Below are 14,248 nucleotides of genomic sequence, written 5' to 3'. Positions count from 1 at the left end.
CTAGAACGCGAGGATGTGACCGGTCAAGTGGATTTCAACAGTCACACCGATGGGGTCGTCCGGATCGCGGTCGCACTGGTCAACGCGTTGACGCCGGGAGAGACCCGAGGCCGTCCCTTCACGCCGCCCCACGACCTCGCCGCCGCGGCCACCGAGGTGCTGCGGGGCGCCGGATACCCCGACCACGAGAGGCTCACCGAGGACGAGGCCGCCGAACTGACCGGGATCGCGGCCAGACTGCGCGAGGTCTTCGAGGCCGTCGCGGCCGAGGACGTCGACGCCGCCGCCCTGAGGGTCAACGACCTGCTCACCGAGACGCGGGCCCGCCCCTCCCTCCAGCGGCACGACGGAGAGCCCTGGCACCTGCACTTCCACGGCCCCGGCGGGACCATGTCCGCCGACTGGGGGGCCAGTTGCGCCACCGGCCTGGCGATCGTGCTGGGCGGCGAGTTCCGCGACCGCCTCGGCGTCTGTACGGCCCCGCACTGCGACCGCGTCTACGTGGACGTCTCCCGCAACGGCACCCGCCGCTTCTGCGGCACCGCCTGCCAGAACCGCGTCAAGACCGCGGCCTTCCGTGCCAGGGAAGCCAGGGGGAGACTCACTCCGTGACCAGGCCCGCCTCGTGGGCCAGAACGGCCGCCTGGACCCGGTTCCGCAGGTCGAGACGGGTGAGGATCGCGCTGACGTGCCCCTTGACCGTGCCCTCGACGAGCCCGAGCCGCCGGGCGATCTGGGCGTTGGACAACCCGGCGCCGAGCAGGGCGAGCACGTCGCGCTCCCGCTCGGTGAGCGTCTCGACCCTGGCACGGGCCGCCGTGGCACGGCCCAGCCGGGGTGAGCGGAGCTCCCCGATCACCCGCGCGGCCATCCTCGGCGACAGGTAGGCGCCGCCCCCGGCGACCGCGTGCACCCCGGCGATCAGCTCCCGGGGGTTGCCCGACTTGAGCAGGAAACCGCGTACACCGTCGTCGAGTGCCCTGGTCAGGTAGGCGTCCTCACCGAAGGTCGTGAGCACGGCGACGGAGACCGAGGGGGCCGCGCGGATGATCTCGACGGCGGCGGAGAGGCCGTCGAGCCGGGGCATGCGGATGTCGAGCAGGGCGACGTCCGGCCGGTGCGCGAGGGCCATCTCGACGGCCTCCCGCCCGTCCCCGGCCTCGGCCACCACCTCGATGGCCGGATCGGTGGCGAGGATGGCGCCGACCCCGGCCCTGACCATCTCGTCGTCGTCGGCGAGCAGCACCCTGATCATGACTCCCCCACGTGTGGCAGCGTGGCCACGACCTCGAACTCCTCGCCGCGCGGTCCCGCGCGGAAGGTCCCGCCGTGCAGCGGGACGTGTTCCCGCAGCGCCGCCAGACCCGCCCCTCCTCCCGCGCCCCGCCGTACGCGCCGGGGGAGGGGGTTGACGACGGTGAGTACGGTCGTGCCGTCCGAGGTGGCCAGCCGTACCCGCACGGCCTCCCCGGCGGCGTGTTTGGCGGCGTTGGTCAGCGCCTCCTGGACGACGCGGTGGGCGACCCGGCCGATCACGGGCGGCAGATGCCGTACGCCGTGCCATTCGAGCGAGACCGGCAGGCCCGCGCCCGAGGCCCGATCGACGAGGGCCTGTACGTCCTCCGCGTCGCGAGCCGGGGCCGGGCTCAGCGGCGCGGGGCCGCCGTCGCGCAGCAGGGCGAGGACCTCGGCCAGGCGCTCGGTCGCCAGCCCGGCGCCCTCCCGCAGTTCTGCGGCGGCCCTTCGGTGGCGTTCGTCCAGGTCGGAGGCCATCTCAAGGGCCCCGGCGCGCAGCGCGAGCAGGCTCAGCTCGTGCCCGAGCGTGTCGTGCATGTCGTGGGCGATACGGGCACGCTCCTGGAGCATGGCCCGCTCCGCGGTGACCACGACCAGTTCGGCCTGCTGGTGCGCGGAACGGCCGAGCAGCCACGGCAGCGCGACCGTCAGGCCGAGCAGCAGCGCCCCCACACCCCACACCTCACCCCTGACCAGGCCGAACACGACGTCGAGCGCCACCCCGGCCGCGCACGCGCCCAGAGCCGGAGCCACCTTCGGCGCTCCGCGCCCGGCCAGCAGGCTGATCACGAAGACGGCCACGCAGAGCGCGCTGCTCCACACCGGCACGTTGTCGGTCATGCTCAGCGCCACGGTGACGCTCGTCACCGCGCACACCCCGAGCGCGACCACCGGGTACGGCCCCAGCACCGCCACCCCCACGACGGGGGCGAGCAGGGCGGCGGCCAGCGCCCATCCGGCCAGCTCGTCATGGGACATGGAGACGACGACCAGCAGCCCCACGAGCAGGAAGGACGCCCACGGCGGGAGGGGCGAACGCGCCGCCACCCGGCGGATCCAGCTCGTCATGACACCGACACTATCCAGGCCATCGCCATCCAGGTCATCATCGTCCAGGACATTAGCGGCCATATCATCACTGGCCAGGATGAAAGGTACGGCGGAGCCGTACGAGGGCGACGACGCGGGTGGTCAGCACGGCGAGGTTCGACAGGGTCGCGACCGCCGTCCAGGTGACCAGCGCGACCGAGTAGTAGAACAGCTGCAGGTGGGTGAGGTCCCGCCCACCCCCGGCGAGCATGCCGAGCAGGCGGGGCAGGAAGACCAGCAGGACGAGGGGGAACAGCCGGGGCAGCAGCCTCGGAAGGAGCCGCCACGCCGGCCGGGAGACGAACCGCCCCGCCCAGCGCCCGGTGCGCCGCAGGTTGCGCACCCCCAGGGCCAGGCTCAGCAGGGTGAGGCAGGCCAGCACCAGGTCGATGATCAGTCGCAACGAGGAACCGGTCTCCGGGCTTCCGCCGGTCACGAGGGTGGCCAGCTCCTCCGCCAGCGCGCCGATGCCCTCGTTGCCGAGGCCGATGCCGCCGTTGCCGATGACCGCGATGCCGTAGCCGCCGGGAAGCAGCAGCTGGTGGGCGGTGTAGGTGAACCAGATGCCGCTGTGGCTCACCCGGCCCCTCGCGTCGGTGTCCCAGCCGAGGCCGTACGTCCAGCGCCGGTCGGAGGGGGTGTGCGTGGTCCGCACACCTTCGGCGGAGAGCAGCCGGGTACCGTTCGGGGCCACGCCCCCGCCGTTCTGCGTGATCAGCCAGGTTGCCATGTCCTCGGCGGTGGTGATCACGCCGTCCGAGCCGCCGACGAACCGCTTCGGCTCCGGGGCGGGAATCGACATCCCGTAGGCGTAGAGGTGTCCCTCGCGCACCCCGGGCGGCAGGTCACGCGGCGTCTGGGAGATCGTGGTCGTCGAGCGCATCCCGGCGGGACCGAACACCTGCCGTCGCATGTACTCGGCGAACGGCTCACCCGTGACGACCTCGACCAGCCGGGCGGCGAGGTGGTAGTTCGTGTTCGTGTAGAGGTGCCGGGTGCCCGGATCGGCGGCCAGCGTCGCCGTCCTGGCCCGCGTCACGGCGTCGGCGGGGGAGCCGGGCTGCGGCAGGCTCTTCTCCGGGAAGGTGCCGTCGCTGAGCCCGGAGGTCTGCTCAAGCAACCGGCGTACGGTGATCCGCTCCCCACGGGGGTCGGCGATGCGGAAGCCGGGCAGATAGTCGCGCACCGGGGCGTCCAGGACCACCTTGCCCACCTCGACCAGCCGCATCACGGCGAGCGCGGTGAAGGACTTGCTGACCGACGCGACCGGCATCGGCGTCGTCGCGGTCACCGCGGCGCCCGAGGAGTCGTGGCCGTACCCGCCGGTGTACAGCACCCGGTCACCCAGGGTGATCGCGGTGGCTATACCCGGATAGCCGGTCCTGGTGGCGTATTCGGCGACCACCCGTTCGATCTCCGCGGGAGCCGGCTCCCGTGCGGCTCGCGCCTCCCGCGCGGAGGCCGGTACGGCGACCGCCGTGATCATCGGGGCCACCAGGAGGGCGATCGCCATGGTCGCCGTTCTCCGCCTCGAACCTCTGTTCCGCCACACAGCGCACTCCGATCGTCTCGTTGACGAACGTCACGCTAAACATCGCGAATCACCAGGTCAGGAGCCCGAAGTAAGGGGAGACCCCTGACTTTCGTCAGGGACGGGTTTTCTCTTGGTGGCCTGGGAGGTTCGTGGGGCGCCATAGGCTGTGGGGCATGCAGGAACCGGTGGAGAAGCAGACGAGCGCCCTGTCGAAGATCGCCCTGCTGGCCGGTGCCGGGGTGGCGGCGGGCGCGCTGGTCGCGGGGATCGCGCTACCGGCGGTGGGCGGCGCGGGCTTCGGACTGATCTCAGCGAGTAACGAGATGAATCTCGCGCCCGAGGAGCTCGTGGAGCCGCCTCCGGCCGAGGTCACGGTCGTCGAAGACTCAAAGGGCAAGCCGATCGCCCGCTTCTACGAGCAGTACCGCGAGGTCGTGGGCCTTGAGGCGATCGCCCCGATCATGAAGACGGCCATCATCTCGATCGAGGACTACCGCTTCTACGAGCACGGCCCGATCGACATCGAGGGCACGATCCGGGCGCTGGCCAGGAACCTGCAGGCGGGCGGGGTCGCCCAGGGCGGTTCCAGCATCACCCAGCAGTACGTCAAGCAGGTGCTGCTCAACGCCGCCGACACCGAGGCGGCCAAGAACAAGGCGCTTGAGGCCAGCTACGCGCGCAAGCTCAAGGAGCTGCGCTACGCCATGGCCGTCGAGAAGAAGTACACCAAGGACGAGATCCTTGCGAAGTATCTGAACATCGCCTACTTCGGTGCGAGCGCCTACGGGGTCGAGGCGGCGGCCAAGCGGTTCTTCGGCGTCAGGGCCGACCAGCTCACCCTGCCGCAGGCCGCGACGCTGGCCGGGGCCGTGCAGGACCCCAACGCCACCGACCCCAACCTGGGCAGGAAGCAGCGCGAGAAGCTGCTGAAGCGGCGCAACGTCGTGCTCGACCGGATGGCAGAACTCGGCAAGATCTCCAAGGACGACGCCGTGAAGGCGAAGGCCACCAAGCTCGGCTACAGGGGCACGGGCCTCCCCGGCGGCTGCGAGTCCAGCAAGTACCCGTACTTCTGCATCTACGTCCGCAACGAGATCCTGAAAAATCCGGACTTCGGGAAGAAGGCCGCCGACCGGTTGAAGTTCCTCAACCGGGGCGGCCTGACGATCAAGACCACGATCGACTCCGACATGCAGGCCGCCGCGGAGAAGGCCATCAAGAAGCGGGTCCACGCCTCGGACAACCCGGTCGCCGCCGAGGCGCTGGTCCAGCCGGGCACCGGTGCCATCAAGGCCATGGCCGCCAGCAAGCCGTACGGCGGGGACACCGACAAGCACGAGCTGGCCTACAACCCCGTCGCCGACGCCGCGCACGGCGGTCTCACCGGCTTCCAGGCCGGATCGACCTTCAAGACCTTCACCCTGATCACCGCGCTGAGCAAGGGCATGAAGATCAGCGACGGCTTCAACGTCGGCGCGGGCTACACCGCGGCCGGCTACTCGACGTTCAAGAACTGCGCGGGCGGCACCGCCGGAGACCCGAGCCACACCGTCACCAACGACGAGGGCTCCCCCGGCTGGCGGACCCTGCAGACGGGCACGTGGGGCTCGGTCAACACCTTCTTCATGACGCTCGAACAGCACGTCGGGCTCTGCGAGGTGGTCAAGACCGCCAAGTCGCTGGGCATCCACCGCTCCGACGGGGCCAAGCTCCAGGAGTACGAGACCTTCACCCTCGGCACCAACGAGATGGACCCGGTGACCGTGGCCAACGCCTACGCCGCGATCGGCGCCCGCGGGAAGTACTGCGCGCCGATGGCGATCTCCCAGATCACCGATCGCGACGGCAAGGTCACCACCTACAAGCCCAAGTGCCGCCAGGCGCTCGACCCCGAGGTCGCCGACGCGACGGCCGACGTGCTCTCCGGCGTGCTCACCAAGGGCACCATGCGGGGGGTCGGCGGCATCGGCCGGGACGCGGCGGGCAAGACCGGCACCACCGACGGCTACGCCTCCGCCTGGTTCGCCGGGTTCACCCCCGACCTGGCGGGCGCCGTCAGCATCGGCGACCCGCGCGGCTCGCAGACCCACAAGCTGGTCGGCGTCACCATCGGCGGCAATTACTACGGTTCGGTCGTCGGCGCCAGCATCTCCGGGCCGATCTGGAAGGACACCATGCTGGTGGCCCTGAAGGACGTCCCGCCGACCAAGTTCACCCCGATCAACACCTCGCGGTTCGGCGGATGCGGCCAGAGCTGCCAGCCCGCGCCCCCGCCGGACGAGAACGACCGGGGCCCGGACAACAACGACGACTGGAAGAACGACAACGGCGACCGGGGCGGCTGGGGGAACCACGGCCGTGAGAACGACACGGGCGGCAACGGCCGGGGCCCCTTCGGCTGACCGACGGGTCCGCTCAGGCGGGCCGGGCGACGGTCTCGGCCAGACGGGAGAAGGAGTCACCCCCGTGACCGGCCTCGACGGCCCGCCGTGCGACCGCCCTGGCCGCGTCGATCACCCCGGTGTCCAGTCCCCTCGCCTGGGAGGCGTGGGCGATGTGGTCCATCCCCGCCAGGGCGGACAGCAGCGCCGAGGCGTCGCCGGGGTGGTCACCCTCGTCGACGTGGCGGGCGAACTCGTCGATGGCGACGGGCAGCAGGGAGCCGATCCCCTTGGCGAACGGGGCCAGCTCCCTGGCTGACACTCCCTCTGCCCTGGCCAGCGCGAAGGCGTGGACCAGGCCGCTCACCGACGTCCAGAACAGGTCGAGCAGGGCGACGTCGTAGGACGCGGCCCGCCCGGGATCGGCGCCCAGATAGACGCCGCCCGCGCCCAGCGCCCCCAGCGTCGCGCGGTGCTCCTGGTAGGTCTCCTGGTGCCCGCTGTACAGGATGACGGCCTCAGGACCCCCGATGGACGTCGTCGGGGTCATGATGGCGCCGTCGAGATAGCGCACGCCGTTCTCCTCGGCCCAGGCGGCGGCCCGGCGGGAGCGTTCCGGCGTGTCGGCGGTGAGGTTGACCAGGGCCCTGCCCTTGAGGGCCGGCCCGGCGGGTTCGACGATCGCGTGCACGACGTCGTAGTCGATCACGCAGACGACCGTCAGCGGGCTCGCCTCGACGGCCTCGGCCGGGGTGCCCGCCCTGGCCGCGCCCCTGGCGACCAGGGTCTCGTCCTTGCCCGCCGTACGGTTCCACACGGTCGTCGGGTGGCCGTTGTCGAGGAAGGCGCCCGCCAGCGCCTGGCCCATCGGCCCCAGGCCGAGAACCGTCACCGGGACACGGTGGTCGTGTGTCATCTTCCATCCGTCTCTGAGTCTGGGAAAGGGGATGTCCTGCCGGCGGGGACGTTTCGATGCTGGTTCCCGGCCAGGATTTCCTCAAGTACCCACTCTCCTGTCAGCTACTTACCTCCCGGTAAGCGATGCGGCTCCCACCTGCGGAGGTCGCAGGTCACGGCCGCCTCTCGGACAACGCGTGTACGGCGGAGGCGTCGCGAGGATCCGCCTTGGCGGGTAAGGCCGCTCAGGCCCTGTCGTACCAGGTGACGGTCGCGCCGTTGCTGAAGGAGCGGCTCGCGGCCGGGGCGAAGAGCGTGGGACCGAAGACCCCGGAGAAGGCCGAGACGCCCGCGCCCGCGACGACGGGGTAGCTCTTGACGATCATTTCGTCGATCTCCGGGAGCAGGGAGCCCGCCAGCTTGCCGCCTCCGCACAGCAGGATGTCCAGGCCGTCCTCCTTCTTCAGGGCGCGGACCAGCTCCACGGGGTCGCCGGAGACGAGATTGACCGTGGGGTCGGTGATCTCGGGGATGGTGGTCGAGACGACGTACTGCTCCAGGTGGGAGTAGGGGCTGGTGATCCCGGCGTCGAGGGCGGGCTGGTAGGTGCCGCGCCCCATCAGGATCGTGTCGAAGCGGTTGTTCGGCGCGTCGAGGCCGACGTGCGCCCGGACGTGGGCGGGGACGGTCTCCGGATACCTGGCGTTCATCCACGTCGTCATGTCGTCGGCCAGGGGGTAGAAGTCGTACTCGCCGCCGGGTCCCGCGATGTAGCCGTCGATGCTGACGCCGATGTAGTAGACGAGCTTTCGCATACATTCACTCCGTTTGAAGTACTATGTTCGTAGTGGTTTGGACCGTAGTACTACATGTGGAGTGGTGTCAACCGAGATGCGACAGAACCAGGCGAGACGGGCCGCGCTGCTCGACGCCGCCATCGACGTACTGGCCCGCGAGGGCGCGCGTGGCCTGACCTTCCGTGCCGTGGACGCCCAGGCGGGGGTGCCGGGCGGTACGGCCTCCAACTACTTCGCCAACCGCGACGACCTGCTGACCCAGGCGGGGGTACGCGTCTACGAGCACCTTGAGCCGGACGCCGAGACCGTGGCCAGGAGCCTTGAGGGCGCCCGTGACCGTGAGCGGGTGAAGCAGCTCATGCACGAGCTGGTCGAGCGGGTCAGCACCTATCGGGCGGGTTATCTGGCCCTGCTCGAACTGCGTCTTGAGGCGACCCGCAGGCCCGGATTGTGTGACGTGCTCACTCCGAGAATCAGGGCGGACGTCGACGCGAACATCGGCTATCACCTGAACTCGGGACTTCCCGGCGACGCCACGGCGGTGACCCTGCTCTATCTGGCCATGAACTGGCTGATCGTGGAACGGCTCACGCTGCCCGGGGTCTTCGGTGAGGAACAGGCACGTGAGCTGGTCGAACGCGCGGTTGAGCGCCTCATCCCTGAGGGGTGACCGTTTCGACGGTAAAGCACTACAAAGCGTGATATAAGTGGCGAGAATTGTCGTTTCGTGAAACCTCGATGAACAGAATATTCGTGGTGATATGAGAATTTTCGCACTGATCGCCGGGGTCGCCATGGCGGTTTTAGTGGCTTTTGGAGTGCTTGGTGAGTTAAGTGGAGAAAGTGGCTTTTCCACCTCATCGGTAAGCTCGGTGAGCTCGGCGGCGGACGTGCGCGAGGCGGCCTCGGCCGAGGGAGTGCGGGCGGCGGGCGCTCGGGCGGTCGCCACCGGGACCAAGACGGTGAAGACCTCGATCCTGAAGGTCGGCGGGAAGTCCTACCTCTCCGCTCGGGTGACCAGCACGTACGGCGTCGCCAGGCGGTTCGCCGTGAAGCAGCGCGTCTGCGCGGCCCGCGTCTGCCGAACGGTCGACGTCGCCCTGACCGTCGGAGCGGGCATGACCGGCTGGCAGGAGAGATATCTCGGCACCGGCTCCTACCGCAGGAGCGGCGCCCCCCGTGTCGCGGTGACCGCTCCGCCCGCCGTACCCGCCGCTCCGCTGCCCGTCGCCACGCCGACGGTGACCGTGACGGTCAGGGAGACCGTGCGGGAGACGGTCACCCTCGCTCCCGTCGCCGAGGCCACCCCCACCGTCACCGTCACCGTCACGGCTCCTCCGCCGGGGACCGGGGACACGCTGTGCGGCGCGCCCGTCAACACCTACGGCTTCACCTACTGCACGTCGGGCGCCAGGGTGACCACGCCCGTGGCGGAGGCCTGCCAGGTGTTCGACTGCATCGACAACTTCTCCGAGGGCCGGGGCTACCTGGTCATGTGCCAGGACGAGAGGGTGAGCATGTCCGGCGGTCTTCCCGGGGTCTGCTCCCACCACGAGGGCTGGCTCAGGGACATCTACCGCTTCGCGGTCTGAGGCCTTTTCGCGAAGGACCGGGGGAAATACCCTGCACGGCATGATTGAGGTGGAGCTGCGCGGCTGGGGCCCGGACGACGTGGGGGTCGTGATCGGCGCGTTCGGGTCGCCCGACATGGCCGACCAGGCGGCACGGCCTATCGACACGCGGCGGGCCGCGCTCGAATGGATGGGGACGTGGGGCTTCCGTGACGACGCCCACGCCTTCGCGGTCGTCTCCGGCGGCCAGGTGGTGGGCAACGTCGCGGTGAGCAACATCGACGCGCACGACACCGGCTGGGTGTCCTACTGGACGGTTCCACAGGCCAGGGGCCGGGGAGTGGCGGTCGCGGCCGTCACCAAACTGGCCCGCTGGGCCTTCGCCGAACGGGGGCTGTTCCGCCTGGAACTCGGGCACCGGATGAACAACCCGGCCTCGTGTACGGTGGCGACCCGGGCGGGCTTCCCGGCCGAGGGGGTCGAGCGGGCCAAACTGAACTACGGGGGCGTACGGCACGACGTGGAACGGCACGCGCGTCTGGCCACGGACTGATCCAGTGGACCGTACGGGCCAAAATACGGACCCCAAAGCAGGATTTTTCGCGCTATAGGGGAGTTTGTCGATAGCTGCAATATCTGTGCTTGACGCCCTGGTCGGGGCGGGGAGACGGGTGCCGGAGTGGGCGCCGTACCAACAGCTGATGAACAACATGGGGGGCGGAAGCTAATCATTTTTCGGGAAATATAGAGTTTTCTCGGAAACGGGAACCTTTGGCTTCTAAGGCGCGTCCACACTGAGAAAGGGGGAGGCGATCCACGGTGGATGACATCGCGAGGCTGATCGGCTTCGAGGCGAAGCTGGCGTCACAGGAGGCGCTGGCTCACGGCGGCGACCTGGAGAGCGCGGGCGCCGTCCAGCTCGTCAGGTTCTGCCCGACGCTGATCACAGCGGAGGTCGACGACGACGCCGCATGCGTACGGTTCCAGATCATCGACGAGGACCTGCGCTGGTTCTGCACCTGCGAGCCAGGCAGAAAGGGCAACTTCTGCGCCCACTGCGTGGCGACGGCCAACTCGGTCGCCGGAGCCGTCCGACGCACCGAGGCACTCCTGCCCCGCAACAGCTCACGCCCGATGGCCGTGTGAGCAGCCCCTGACGCACACCCCTGGCACCCGCACCGGTGCCAGGATCGTGGTCCGGGGCGGGACGGGACCCCTCCGGGGGTTGATGAGCTGTGCTTTGATCTCTCGCCGTAGTCGAATGAGAGGTCACGGGTGGCCGGCTGAAGCCATGAAAGGTCGCCGTCGTCAGGACCCTTAGCCGTGACGCGACGCCGAGCCTTGTATCTCAGCACGGTTACTCTCGGCTTTGGCCCGGACGCCCATGATTCCGGGTGATGGCCACAGTCCGGAACGGACCCCACGAACGCAGAACGCCGCGACGCCGATCGTCAAGGACCCCACCGACGCGATCCATGCCACGGCGTGGTCGTAGGCCTGGTACTGCCACGCCCACCAGGCAGGGTGGGGCCCGACCATTCCCCAGAAGTCGAGCACGACGAAGTCGGCGAGCGGCAGGATCCAGGAGAGCGCCCGCCCGAACACCCGGCCGGAGACAAGGGCCAGACCGGCGTAGAGAAGAAGATTGCGCACCGCTTCCACGGCGCCCACGGCGGAACCGGTCACCGATGTCGCCGAACCGAGCAGGAGGCCGGCGAACAGGATCGCGCCCGCGATGTGCTCGATCTCCGCCCTGATCAGACGGGAGCCCGCCGTCTGCTCCAACGACGCCATGGCGCTGTGCAGACCGCCGCCGATCAGAAAGGCGAACGGCAGGGGGGTCGCGACGGAGCTCGCCATCTCGGTCCATCCCTGACTGCTCGCGGAGGGGATGACGAGGGTGTGAGCGCCCGCCCAGGCCGCGACGACCGTCGCCGCCAGACAACCCACGGCGACAGGACCGAGGTGATGTGCCTGTGCGTATCTCCGCAGGTCCGTCCTATCCATGGCAGACCCCGAGACCCCGGATGGCCGCCATCCTCTCGCGCACCCAGGCCGCCTGGTTCTCCACCGGCAGCCCGGCGACCCGGACGATTGCCTTCATGTCCACCCCCGGAGGGCCACCGCCGTCCCCCAGCGCCCTCGTGTCTCCGTACGCCCGCACCTGGAAGTAGGCGTCGAGGCTGAAGACCTCGTGGTAGTAACGCGCCTTGTTCCGCGCGGGGATGTCACAGTCCGGCAGCGTGTGATCGAGCACCACGCCGGACAGGTACATGGGAACGGACATGTCTCCGGCGAGGAACTGAAATCCGTTTCCCACCCCCTGCTGATCCCGGGCGCGCAATCCCTCCTGGTAGACGGCATCGGGAAACCTGACCACACCGCCGGGCAGCGAGAGTAGACGGGTGACCATCGCGCGAACGGAGTCAAGGTGCTTGCGGTCCTCCGGCCACACGCACACCTTGGGGGCACCGGAGGAGCACAGCGGCTGCTCCGTGGCCGTCCGCGGAACCTGCACCGGGCCCGAGCTTGCGACGACGGTCAGAAGGAGAACTCCGGTGAGTGCCGCGGACAGTTGAACCACGGGTCGTCCCGATGGGAGCACGACGGCCAGCGCCGCGGCGAACAGAGCGAAAGACAACCGCAGGACGAGCGCGGAGGCGGAGACCTCAAGATTGGCATGGCCGGAGAGTACGAAGAAGCTCACCAGGCCGTTCATCTGAAGGCCGAAAAGGATCACCGCCGTCGCCAGAGGCGGCACGATGCGAGACGCGAACAGCTTCCCCGCCAGATGCCCAACGGAGGCGCTGAGGAGGATGAGGCAGGCGCCGAGCAGGAGATAGGAGGGCCACAGGAATCCCGGCCCGGCCTCGGGAAAACTCACGACGGCGGCCAGGACGAGGCCCGGCGTGTACGCCGCGAACCCGTAGCACACCGTGCTTGCCAGCATCAGGAGTTCGATCCGCCAACGTCGCCTGACCGACACGGCGAACTGCTCGGTCATGCTCGTCCGGCGCGTACGTCCGGCCACCCACGCGGCGCCACCGCCGAGGATCATCCCGAAGAACTGAGCGGGGACCTGGGCTGCGGCGCTGGCCTCCGGCCACACCCCGATCCACCAGGTGCTCCTGCCGAAGAGCATGGCGACGTCCAGCGCGACGAGGACCGGCAGCCACCACCGTAAAGGAGAGCGGCGGACCTCCATCCAGAACGCGCGTCTCACGGTGTAGCCCCCCGCCTGGTGAGGACGCTCATGTAACCCCGCTCCAGTGGTGTGTCGGCCTCCACCTCCGGGCGGGCGGAGGCGGCCAGGCGGTCAGGCGGCCCCTGCCAGATCATCCGTCCCTCGTGCAGCACCGAAACCGTGTCGCAGACCGCCGCCACGTCCTCCACGAGATGCGTGCTGAGGACGACCGCGGTTCCGGCCTCACGGAGCCTGCGGATGACGGAACGGAACTCAAGTCGCTGCGCGGGGTCGAGGCCGACGGTCGGCTCGTCGAGCAGCACGAGCCTCGGCCACCCCACGATGGCCGAAGCGATGCCGCAGCGGCGAACCATGCCTCCCGACAGGGACTTCAGCGTGTCCTTCCGCCGGCTTGCGAGGTCGACGAACTCGATGGCTTCGTGCACCGCCGCATCCACCGTGGACCCGGGAACGCCGCGCAGCCACGCGCAGTACCGTACGAAGTCATATACGGAAAAACTCGGATAGAACCCAAAATGCTGAGGGAGATATCCGATATTATGCCGCACCCGTCGCGCCGCGCGTGATGAGTCAACCAGCGACCCGCAGATGCGTACGGTTCCCTGCCGTGGTGGAATCGCAGTGGCCAGCGTCCGCAGGAGAGTCGTCTTACCGGCACCGTTGGGCCCCAGTAAGCCCAGCACTCCCGGCTTGACATCCATGTCCAGGCCGGCGATGACATCACGGGTGCCGTACCCCTGCCGGATTCCGCGAAGCTCGACGATATGGTCCAATGCAATCCTCACTCAATGCGGGTGCCCGCCATGGGCGGACACCCGCAGATCAAACGAATTCCCCGGTTTCAGCCGTGAATCTGATCAGAGCCTGCGTGGCTTCCCGCGGGATGCATTTGCGGGTCAGTTGAAGAGAAGGTCTGCGCTGTTCACCTTAAACGTACAGTCACCGCTGCCGAAGTCTTTCGTTGCGCCTTGCGCGATATTGTACGGGCCGAGCTCCTTGTCCAGCTCGTTATTGCAGTCGGCGTAGACTCAGATCTTGAGGTAGTAGTCGGCACTCACGCACCTCCCAGTAAAGGCCGTGTTCCACCACTGAGCGTAACAACCTGCATACGCGGGAGACGTGCCGCCGGCGCTGGCGGTGGAGGACATGCCGGTGAGCGCGACCGCAGCCACTGCCAAGGTGGCTCCGGCCCGTTTGAGGCCGACTGTGAACTTTATGGGATGTATCCTTTCCCTGCATCTCCGATGCGCTGCGGGCGTCGCTTCTTGTCAGGACTGGCGTCCGCAGCTATTGCCAGGAATGATTTCATCATCATTCCCATATCTAAGCAACCGGTAACTCTTTAGATAAGCGCCCTTACTGGGGTATTGGGCCTCCATATCGCACTTCCCTGTACCATCCTGATGCATCCCGGTCAACGTTGCGCACCCATAAGTGGACGCACTGCGACCGGGCTCGACATCATCGGTCGCGATATC

Annotated in this window: 14 protein-coding genes; 6 read left to right on the top strand and 8 right to left on the bottom strand. The window is 68.8% G+C overall.

Going from position 1 to position 14,248, the window contains the following annotated elements:
- Window positions 1–27: 27 nt before the first annotated feature.
- Window positions 28–612 carry a CGNR zinc finger domain-containing protein gene (locus ACFYY8_RS12305; RefSeq protein WP_390039954.1) on the top strand — a complete coding sequence of 195 codons (585 nt, stop codon included), beginning with the start codon at window positions 28–30 and terminating at the stop codon, window positions 610–612.
- On the opposite strand, the gene ACFYY8_RS12300 is transcribed toward ACFYY8_RS12305, so the two are convergent.
- The 3 genes from ACFYY8_RS12300 to ACFYY8_RS12290 all read right to left on the bottom strand — a co-directional run bounded on the left by ACFYY8_RS12300 (window position 602) and on the right by ACFYY8_RS12290 (window position 3,898).
- Entirely contained in the window at window positions 602–1,255 is a 654-nt protein-coding gene (locus ACFYY8_RS12300; RefSeq protein ID WP_352010882.1) for a response regulator transcription factor, read from the bottom strand. The two genes, ACFYY8_RS12305 and ACFYY8_RS12300, sit on opposite strands and share 11 nt — an antisense overlap.
- On the bottom strand, window positions 1,252–2,364 hold the full coding sequence (locus ACFYY8_RS12295; protein WP_390039952.1) for a sensor histidine kinase: 1,113 nt from the start codon (window positions 2,362–2,364) through the stop codon (window positions 1,252–1,254). The genes ACFYY8_RS12300 and ACFYY8_RS12295 overlap by 4 nt, the downstream gene beginning before the upstream one ends.
- Before the next feature lie 67 nt (window positions 2,365–2,431).
- The gene (locus tag ACFYY8_RS12290; protein ID WP_390039950.1) at window positions 2,432–3,898 is read right to left on the bottom strand and encodes a serine hydrolase domain-containing protein; all 1,467 of its coding nucleotides are present in this window, start codon (window positions 3,896–3,898) and stop codon (window positions 2,432–2,434) included.
- Between the two features lie 194 nt (window positions 3,899–4,092).
- On the opposite strand from ACFYY8_RS12290, the gene ACFYY8_RS12285 reads away from it, so the two are divergent.
- Complete coding sequence (locus tag ACFYY8_RS12285) at window positions 4,093–6,321, top strand: transglycosylase domain-containing protein (RefSeq protein WP_390039948.1); 2,229 nt, start codon at window positions 4,093–4,095, stop codon at window positions 6,319–6,321.
- Window positions 6,322–6,334: 13 nt separating this feature from the next.
- On the opposite strand, the gene ACFYY8_RS12280 is transcribed toward ACFYY8_RS12285, so the two are convergent.
- Together ACFYY8_RS12280 and ACFYY8_RS12275 are read right to left on the bottom strand one after the other, a co-directional pair.
- Window positions 6,335–7,216, bottom strand: coding sequence for an NAD(P)-dependent oxidoreductase (locus ACFYY8_RS12280; protein ID WP_390039946.1), 882 nt, complete (start codon window positions 7,214–7,216; stop codon window positions 6,335–6,337).
- A 226-nt stretch (window positions 7,217–7,442) separates the two neighbouring features.
- Window positions 7,443–8,012: a dihydrofolate reductase family protein gene (locus ACFYY8_RS12275; protein ID WP_390039944.1), complete on the bottom strand. Its 570-nt coding sequence runs from the start codon at window positions 8,010–8,012 to the stop codon at window positions 7,443–7,445.
- A 76-nt stretch (window positions 8,013–8,088) separates the two neighbouring features.
- On the opposite strand from ACFYY8_RS12275, the gene ACFYY8_RS12270 reads away from it, so the two are divergent.
- The 4 genes from ACFYY8_RS12270 to ACFYY8_RS12255 all read left to right on the top strand — a co-directional run bounded on the left by ACFYY8_RS12270 (window position 8,089) and on the right by ACFYY8_RS12255 (window position 10,711).
- Window positions 8,089–8,664 carry a TetR/AcrR family transcriptional regulator gene (locus tag ACFYY8_RS12270; protein ID WP_390039942.1) on the top strand — a complete coding sequence of 192 codons (576 nt, stop codon included), beginning with the start codon at window positions 8,089–8,091 and terminating at the stop codon, window positions 8,662–8,664.
- A gap of 202 nt (window positions 8,665–8,866) precedes the next feature.
- Complete coding sequence (locus tag ACFYY8_RS12265) at window positions 8,867–9,586, top strand: hypothetical protein (protein WP_390039940.1); 720 nt, start codon at window positions 8,867–8,869, stop codon at window positions 9,584–9,586.
- Between the two features lie 40 nt (window positions 9,587–9,626).
- Window positions 9,627–10,118, top strand: a complete 492-nt coding sequence (locus tag ACFYY8_RS12260) for a GNAT family N-acetyltransferase (RefSeq protein ID WP_390039938.1) — start codon at window positions 9,627–9,629, stop codon at window positions 10,116–10,118.
- 266 nt (window positions 10,119–10,384) lie between these two features.
- Complete coding sequence (locus ACFYY8_RS12255) at window positions 10,385–10,711, top strand: hypothetical protein (RefSeq protein WP_390039936.1); 327 nt, start codon at window positions 10,385–10,387, stop codon at window positions 10,709–10,711.
- Between the two features lie 171 nt (window positions 10,712–10,882).
- Here the strand turns inward: ACFYY8_RS12255 and ACFYY8_RS12250 are convergent, their stop codons facing one another.
- From ACFYY8_RS12250 to ACFYY8_RS12240, 3 genes are read right to left on the bottom strand one after another with little or no spacing between them, the layout of a single operon-like run.
- On the bottom strand, window positions 10,883–11,515 hold the full coding sequence (locus ACFYY8_RS12250; protein WP_390039934.1) for a hypothetical protein: 633 nt from the start codon (window positions 11,513–11,515) through the stop codon (window positions 10,883–10,885).
- A 49-nt stretch (window positions 11,516–11,564) separates the two neighbouring features.
- Window positions 11,565–12,788, bottom strand: a complete 1,224-nt coding sequence (locus ACFYY8_RS12245; protein WP_390039932.1) for a hypothetical protein — start codon at window positions 12,786–12,788, stop codon at window positions 11,565–11,567.
- On the bottom strand, window positions 12,785–13,471 hold the full coding sequence (locus ACFYY8_RS12240) for an ATP-binding cassette domain-containing protein (protein ID WP_390040092.1): 687 nt from the start codon (window positions 13,469–13,471) through the stop codon (window positions 12,785–12,787). The genes ACFYY8_RS12245 and ACFYY8_RS12240 overlap by 4 nt, the downstream gene beginning before the upstream one ends.
- Between the last annotated feature and the right edge of the window lie 777 nt (window positions 13,472–14,248).

Origin of the sequence: Streptosporangium sp. NPDC001559 (assembly GCF_042893955.1) — a bacterium.
Classification (GTDB): Bacteria; Actinomycetota; Actinomycetes; order Streptosporangiales; family Streptosporangiaceae; genus Streptosporangium.
The sequence above is the reverse complement of the archived record's forward strand: the minus strand, read 5'-3'. Positions and strand labels throughout refer to the sequence as shown.